The sequence below is a fragment of the Mesorhizobium waimense genome (assembly GCF_003601975.1).
Classification (GTDB): domain Bacteria; phylum Pseudomonadota; class Alphaproteobacteria; order Rhizobiales; family Rhizobiaceae; genus Mesorhizobium; species Mesorhizobium waimense.
In genome coordinates this window covers 1-433 of sequence record NZ_QZWZ01000218.1, presented here as the reverse complement: position 1 = coordinate 433, position 433 = coordinate 1, and the positions used below count along the sequence as shown (strand labels likewise).

The following is a 433-nucleotide window of genomic DNA, read 5'->3' as shown; positions in this document are numbered from 1 at the left end:
CCGTAGCGCTGTATGAGCCACGGGATGCCGGTGGCGCCCTGGATCAGGTCGTCGTAGGCAGGGCGCGCGGCGTCCGGCCCCTCCTGGTCGAAGCCGCAGCAGCTCACGTGGACGATGCGCGGGTTGCGCGCGCTCACCGCCTCGTAATCCAGCCCCAGCCGCGCCAGCGCCTGCGGCCGCACGTTGCTGATGAGCACGTCGCAGCCCTCGGCCAGCCGCAGCGCCGCCTCGCGCCCCTGCGGGTGCTTCAGATCGAGCGCGATGCTCTGCTTGCCCGCGTTCGCGTGCAGAAAGATATGCCCCATGCCCGCATGCCGCATCGGCCCCACGTGCCGCATGTTGTCGCCCTCGGGCGTCTCCACCTTCACCACCTCCGCACCCAGCTGCGCGAGGATCTGCGTGGCGAACGGACCCATGATCACCGAGGTGAGAT

Annotated in this window: 1 protein-coding gene; it reads right to left on the bottom strand. The window is 70.2% G+C overall.

Features of this window, described 5'->3' with window-relative positions; translation table 11 throughout:
- Positions 1-433: CoA transferase (locus D3227_RS40715; RefSeq protein ID WP_208646643.1), on the bottom strand; the 433-nt coding region annotated here is incomplete at both ends.